This window comes from Stenotrophomonas maltophilia group sp. Smal32, from assembly GCF_030237085.1.
Classification (GTDB): Bacteria; Pseudomonadota; Gammaproteobacteria; order Xanthomonadales; family Xanthomonadaceae; genus Stenotrophomonas; species Stenotrophomonas maltophilia_Q.
Map to the genome: position 1 here is coordinate 22,666 of NZ_JASJSI010000053.1, position 6,311 is coordinate 28,976.

Here is a 6,311-nt window from a genome sequence, read left to right on the forward strand (position 1 = left end):
CATTCTAGGCCGGTCGCCGGCCCAGGGTGATGCGGTCGCGCTGCTCCAGGTCCTGCACGGTCTGCACGTCGGCAAAACCCGCCGCGTCGAACAACGCGCGGATCGCCTGGCCCTGGTCCCAACCGTGCTCGATCAGCAGCCAACCATCAGGCAGCAGGTGGGCCAGGCCACCGTCGACGATGCGGCGGATGTCGTCCAGGCCGTCCACACCGGAGGCCAGCGCAGTGGCCGGTTCAAAACGCAGGTCGCCCTGTTCCAGATGCGGGTCGTCGCTGGCGATGTACGGCGGGTTGCTGGCAATCAGATCAAAGCGCGCGCCCTGCAGCGGCGCGTACCAGTCGTGGCCCCCCTGGGCGAAGCGCACGTTGCGCAGTTCATGGCGCGCGGCGTTGCGCGTGGCCACGGCCAGCGCGCCCGGGCTGGCATCGGTGGCCAGCACCTGCGCCTGCGGCCGCTCGCTGGCCAGCGCCAGCGCGATCGCACCGCTCCCGGTGCCGAGGTCGGCCACCTGCAGGTCGCGATTGGCCGGCAGGCGCTCCAGCGCCAGTTCCACCAGCCGTTCGGTTTCCGGGCGCGGAATCAGCGTGGCCGGGTCGACCTCCAGGTCCAGCGTCCAGAAGCCGCGGCGGCCGGTCAGGTAGGCAACCGGCTCGCCGGCCACACGGCGGGCCAGCAACGCCTCGAAGACCGCCTGGTCGGCAGCGGCCAGCGGATCGGTGGCGTGCGCGAACAGCCAGCTGCGCGGGCGCTCCAGTACATGCAGCAGCAGCAGTTCGACCTCGTGGCGGGCTTCAACGCCGCCGAGGCGGGCGCTGGCATCGGCCACGATCTGGCGCAGGGAGGATTCGGTTTTGACAGACATGCCGCAATTGTAGAGCCGAGCCCATGCTCGGCTGCTTCTGGGACAGCCGAGCGTAGGCTCGGCTCTACAACAGCGGAATCCGTTCAGGTTCTGGCGAACGGGATAAGGACGGGCTATCGGCCGCATTCACCTGCCGGGAAAGATTTTCCTTGTCATACAGGCAGTTGCAGGATGGGAGCGGCAAGGTTCAGTGTCAGCTCATGGCCTTTTGATAGACTCCATCTATCAAATAGATGCAATCAATGGATTGTTCTTATCGCCAGCGAGTCGGTAACCTAGCTCCTGTCGATTCACCCACTCCCCTTCACCAGAGGAAAAACGATGTCCCTGATCAACACCCAGATCCAGCCGTTCGAAGCCAACGCTTACCACAATGGCGAGTTCATCAAGGTTTCCGATGCCAGCCTGAAGGGCCAGTGGTCCGTCCTGATCTTCATGCCGGCCGCCTTCACCTTCAACTGCCCGACCGAGATCGAAGACGCGGCTGACCATTACGCCGAGTTCAAGAAGGCTGGCGCCGAGGTCTACATCGTCACCACCGACACCCACTTCTCTCACAAGGTGTGGCACGAAACCTCGCCGGCCGTCGGCAAGGCCCAGTTCCCGCTGGTCGGCGACCCGACCCACCAGCTGACCCGCGCCTTCGGCGTGCACATTGAAGAAGAAGGCCTGGCCCTGCGCGGCACCTTCATCATCAACCCGGAAGGCGTGATCAAGACCCTGGAGATCCACTCCAACGAGATCGCCCGTGACGTGTCCGAGACCCTGCGCAAGCTGAAGGCTGCCCAGTTCACCGCCGCCAACCCGAACCAGGTGTGCCCGGCCAAGTGGAAGGAAGGCGAGAAGACCCTGACCCCGTCGCTGGACCTGGTCGGCAAGATCTAACGCAGTACCGGCCTGCCGCGGCCCCACGCCACGGCGCGCCCTTCATCCCCGTGCCGGTCCCCCGCCGGCGTGGGGGTGAACCCAAGACAGCCAACGCGCGCCAGCCTTGGCCAGCCAGCCCCTTCCACGGTCGCTGTCTTGGGTTCACCCCTACCCCCAGCTGGTCCGCTACCTTCTACAGCGGTGCCACGACCCCTGTTTGCCTGAAGCCAGGAGATGACCCGATGTTGGACGCCAACCTGCAGTCGCAGCTGAAGACCTATCTGGAGCGCGTGACCCGCCCGATCCAGATCACCGCGCACGCCGACGACGGCGCCAAGTCGCAGGAAATGCTGGAACTGCTGCAGACCCTGGAAAGCCTGTCGGACAAGATCTCGCTGCAGGTGCTGCGCGACGGCCAGGGCCGCGTGCCCTCGTTCGACCTGGGCACGCCGGGCCAGGATATCCACCTGACCTTCGCCGGCCTGCCGATGGGCCACGAGTTCACCTCGCTGGTGCTGGCGCTGCTGCAGGTCGGCGGTCATCCGTCCAAGGCCACCGCCGAACTGATCGAGCAGGTGCAGAACCTGGAAGGCGATTACAAGTTCGAAACCTACTTCTCGCTGTCCTGCCAGAACTGCCCGGACGTGGTGCAGGCGCTGAACCTGGCCGCCGTGCTCAACCCGCGCATCCAGCACGTGGCCATCGACGGTGCGCTGTTCCAGGACGAAGTGGAGAAGCGCGAGATCATGTCCGTGCCCACCGTGTACCTCAACGGTGAAGTGTTCGACCAGGGCCGCATGACCCTGGAACAGATCGTGGCCAAGCTGGACACCAACGCCGGCAAGCGCGATGCCGAGAAGATCGCCGCCAAGGACGCCTTCGACGTGCTGGTGGTGGGCGGCGGCCCGGCCGGTGCCGCAGCGGCGATCTATGCCGCGCGCAAGGGCATCCGCACCGGCATCGCCGCCGAGCGTTTCGGTGGCCAGGTGCTTGACACCATGGCGATCGAGAACTTCATTTCGGTGAAGGAGACCGAGGGCCCGAAGCTGGCCACGGCGCTGGAACAGCACGTGCGCGAGTACGAGGTGGACATCATGAACCTGCAGCGCGCCAGTGCGCTGGTGCCGGCCGGCGAAGACGGCCTGGTGCAGGTGCAGCTGGAGAACGGCGCGGTGCTGAAGTCGCGCTCGGTGATCCTGTCCACCGGCGCGCGCTGGCGGCAGATGAACGTGCCGGGCGAAGACCAGTACCGCAACAAGGGCGTCGCCTACTGCCCGCACTGCGATGGCCCGCTGTTCAAGGGCAAGCGCGTGGCGGTGATCGGCGGCGGCAACTCCGGCGTGGAAGCGGCCATCGACCTGGCTGGCATCGTGTCGCATGTGACCCTGCTGGAGTTCGATTCCAGCCTGCGCGCCGATGAAGTGCTGCAGAAGAAGCTGCGCAGCCTGGGCAATGTCACCGTGCTCACCAGCGCGCAGACCACCGAGGTGCTGGGCGACGGCAGCCGCGTCACCGGCCTGGTCTACAAGGATCGCGTCGGCGGCGACGCCCACCGCGTCGAGCTGGAAGGCATCTTCGTGCAGATCGGCCTGCTGCCCAACACCGAATGGCTGAAGGACGTGGTGGCGCTGTCGCCGCGTGGCGAGATCGTCATCGACGACCGCGGCCAGACCAACCTGCCGGGTGTGTTCGCCGCTGGCGATTGCACGACGGTGCCCTACAAGCAGATCATCATCGCGATGGGCGCCGGTTCGACCGCCGCACTGAGCGCGTTCGACCACCTGATACGCTCGTCGGTGAGCAACAGCAGTGGTGCCGTTGCTGAAGCGGCCTGATCCACCGTTCCCAGATCACCGGGAACATTGTCTGCCTGTCGGGTAACCACGCCGTCAGCCGGTCCGTTATCCCTGGGGTGTAAGAATGAACCTACGTGATCTGAAGTACCTGGTAGCCCTGGCCGACCACAAGCATTTCGGCCGGGCTGCCGCCTCCTGCTTCGTCAGCCAGCCGACGCTGTCCACGCAGATCCGCAAGCTGGAAGAAGAACTGGGCCTGCCACTGGTGGAACGCGCACCGCGCAAGGTGATGCTGACCCCGGCCGGGCAGGAAGCGGCGGCACGGGCACGGGTGATCGTGTCCGAAGTGGAACAACTCAAGGAAGCAGCGCGACGCAGCCGCGATCCGGAAGCCGGTACGGTGCGCCTGGGGATCTTCCCGACCCTGGGCCCCTACCTGTTGCCGCATGTGATCCCGCGCATCCGCGATCGCTTCCCGGAGCTGGAACTGCTGCTGGTCGAGGAAAAGAGCGATGTGCTGCTCGACCGCCTGCGCGAAGGCAAACTCGATGCTGCGCTGCTGGCGCTGCCGGTGATCGACGACCAGCTGCACGCCGAGTTCCTGTTCGAGGAACCGTTCCTGCTGGCCGTGTCCGGGCGCCACCCGCTGGCCCGCCGCGAGCACCTGGACGTGCAGGAACTGGCCACACAGAAGCTGCTGCTGCTGGAGGACGGGCACTGCCTGCGCGACCAGGCGCTGGAAGTCTGCCGCCTGTTCGGCGCCAACGAGAAGTCCGAGTTCCGCGCCACCAGCCTGGAGACGCTGCGGCAGATGGTTGCCGCCGACGTCGGTATCACCCTGCTGCCCAGCCTGTCGGTGCAGCCGCCAGTGCCGCGCTCGAACAACATCCGCCTGCTCGACTTCACCGGCGAGGGCCGTCCCAGCCGCCGCATCGCCATGATCTGGCGCCGCAGCTCGGCCATGAACGACTTCCTGATGGAGCTGGCCGACCAGTTCAAGCGCCTGCCGCAGGCGCTGTTCACCCTGGAAGCGGTCAACGCCGCCGGCGACACTGCCGCCCTGCCCGGCCCCGCGCTGAACGGCTGAGCCCCCGCAGTACCGGCCTGGAATCGGCAGGAGTCGATTCCGGCCGCATTTGTCCCCACAATACAGACAGGCGGCGCCAGCAGGTGCCGCCTTTTGCATGGCTTTCAACCAAGGAGCTTCACCATGAGTACCGCCAGCGGCCTGCCGCCGTCGATCACCGTTTCTACCTTCGACATGGACCGCCTGGACGCCATGCTCGAATCCCCTGCGCTGAGCCAGACGCCTGCCGCGCTCGCGCTTGCTGAAGAACTCAACCGGGCCACCGTGCTGGCACCGGACCAGATTCCCGAAGGCATCGTCATGATGCATTCGCGCGTGGAGTGCGAAGATGAAGTGTCGGGCGAGAAGCACGTCCTGACCCTGGTCTTCCCCCGCGAAGCCAACGTCGACGAAGGCAAGGTTTCCGTGCTGGCCCCGGTCGGCAGTGCCCTGCTCGGCCTGGCCATCGGCCAGAGCATCGACTGGAACGCGCCCGGTGGCCGCAAGCTGCGCCTGCGCGTGACCGCGGTCCACAACGACCGCCCCTGACACCCGCTGCGCACCGCGCGCGATTCGATCCCCCTGCACCAGGAGCCGTAATGAGTACCCCGTCCAAACTGTCCCAGCTGCGCGAACTGTCCGTGGTCGTTGCCGATACCGGTGACTACGACGCCATCAAGCGCCTGCAGCCGGTGGACTGCACCACCAACCCGACCCTGGTGAAGAAGGCGCTGGACCTGCCGGTCTATGCCGAGCTGATCGAACGCGAACTGGCCTGGGGCCGGCAGCAGACGGGCGACCGCGAAGCCGTGGTGCACGCCGTGGCCGACCGTCTGACCATCGGCGTCGGCGCGTTGCTGAGCACCCTGGTGCCGGGCCGCGTGTCCACCGAAGTGGATGCCGACCAGGCCCACGACACCGCCGCCACCGTGGCCAAGGCCCGCCAGTTCATCCAGATGTACGCCGATGCCGGCGTGCCGCGCGAGAAGATCCTGATCAAGATCGCCGCGACCTGGGAAGGCGTGGAGGCGGCGCGCATCCTGCAGGCCGAGGGCATCGACTGCAACCTGACCCTGATCTTCAACCCGACCCAGGCACTGGCCTGCAGCGAGGCCGGCGCGTTCCTGATCTCGCCGTTCGTCGGCCGTATCCTTGATTGGTACGTGGCCAACGGCCAGACCCCGGCCACCATCGACGAAGACCCGGGCGTGAAGTTCGTACGCGGTGTGTATGCCGAGTTCAAGCGCCGCGGTTCGCCGACCGTGGTGATGGGCGCTTCGTTCCGTTCGACCGCGCAGATCGAAGCGCTGGCCGGTTGCGACCGCCTGACCATTTCGCCGGACCTGCTGGAGAAGCTGGACGCCGACCACGGCGAGCTGCCGCGCAAGCTGGTGGCTGGTGCGGCTGATGGCGCCTCGGTGACCCCGATCGACGCAGCGAAGTTCGCGGCGGACCTGGCGGCCGATCCGATGGCCACCGAGAAGCTGGCGACTGGCATCGAGGCGTTTGCCAAGGATCTGGAAGCACTGCGCGAGCGGATCCGCGCGGCACTGTGAGGATTCCGGCCAACGGCTGAGCCCCTCGTGGCGGGGGACTCGGTTCGGTAGAGTCGACTGTTAGTCGACTTGTTCCGCGGTTGGCCGGGCGGGTTGGATTCGCGGGGGACGCCGTGAATCCGTCCCTGGAGGCTTGGCCGCGGCATCCATGCCGCGGACACCCC

The 6,311-nt window shown here is 66.6% G+C and carries 6 protein-coding genes; 5 read left to right on the forward strand and 1 reads right to left on the reverse strand.

The genetic code is table 11. From position 1 onward, the window contains the following. Window positions 1-4: 4 nt before the first annotated feature. Window positions 5-862: a peptide chain release factor N(5)-glutamine methyltransferase gene (gene prmC / locus QRO91_RS13725; RefSeq protein ID WP_197620621.1), complete on the reverse strand. Its 858-nt coding sequence runs from the start codon at window positions 860-862 to the stop codon at window positions 5-7. 321 nt (window positions 863-1,183) lie between these two features. Here prmC and ahpC point away from each other — a divergent pair, with 321 nt between their 5' ends. From ahpC to QRO91_RS13750, 5 genes are all read left to right on the forward strand, one after another. Further along, entirely contained in the window at window positions 1,184-1,747 is a 564-nt protein-coding gene (ahpC, locus tag QRO91_RS13730) for an alkyl hydroperoxide reductase subunit C (protein WP_005415368.1), read from the forward strand. A 224-nt stretch (window positions 1,748-1,971) separates the two neighbouring features. Then, the gene (gene ahpF, locus QRO91_RS13735; protein WP_049428746.1) at window positions 1,972-3,564 is read left to right on the forward strand and encodes an alkyl hydroperoxide reductase subunit F; all 1,593 of its coding nucleotides are present in this window, start codon (window positions 1,972-1,974) and stop codon (window positions 3,562-3,564) included. 85 nt (window positions 3,565-3,649) lie between these two features. Further along, the gene (locus QRO91_RS13740; protein WP_049436468.1) at window positions 3,650-4,612 is read left to right on the forward strand and encodes a LysR substrate-binding domain-containing protein; all 963 of its coding nucleotides are present in this window, start codon (window positions 3,650-3,652) and stop codon (window positions 4,610-4,612) included. Between the two features lie 123 nt (window positions 4,613-4,735). Beyond that, window positions 4,736-5,140: a nucleoside diphosphate kinase regulator gene (gene rnk, locus QRO91_RS13745; protein ID WP_049428742.1), complete on the forward strand. Its 405-nt coding sequence runs from the start codon at window positions 4,736-4,738 to the stop codon at window positions 5,138-5,140. 50 nt (window positions 5,141-5,190) lie between these two features. After that, window positions 5,191-6,147 carry a transaldolase gene (locus tag QRO91_RS13750; protein WP_049428740.1) on the forward strand — a complete coding sequence of 319 codons (957 nt, stop codon included), beginning with the start codon at window positions 5,191-5,193 and terminating at the stop codon, window positions 6,145-6,147. Window positions 6,148-6,311: the final 164 nt, after the last annotated feature.

Bases quoted from the DNA above. Each gene is read 5' to 3' on its own strand.
- prmC (WP_197620621.1), bottom strand. From the start codon at position 862: ATGTCTGTCAAAACCGAATCCTCCCTGCGCCAGATCGTGGCCGATGCC.
- ahpC (WP_005415368.1), top strand. From the start codon at position 1,184: ATGTCCCTGATCAACACCCAGATCCAGCCGTTCGAAGCCAACGCTTAC.
- ahpF (WP_049428746.1), top strand. From the start codon at position 1,972: ATGTTGGACGCCAACCTGCAGTCGCAGCTGAAGACCTATCTGGAGCGC.
- QRO91_RS13740 (WP_049436468.1), top strand. From the start codon at position 3,650: ATGAACCTACGTGATCTGAAGTACCTGGTAGCCCTGGCCGACCACAAG.
- rnk (WP_049428742.1), top strand. From the start codon at position 4,736: ATGAGTACCGCCAGCGGCCTGCCGCCGTCGATCACCGTTTCTACCTTC.
- QRO91_RS13750 (WP_049428740.1), top strand. From the start codon at position 5,191: ATGAGTACCCCGTCCAAACTGTCCCAGCTGCGCGAACTGTCCGTGGTC.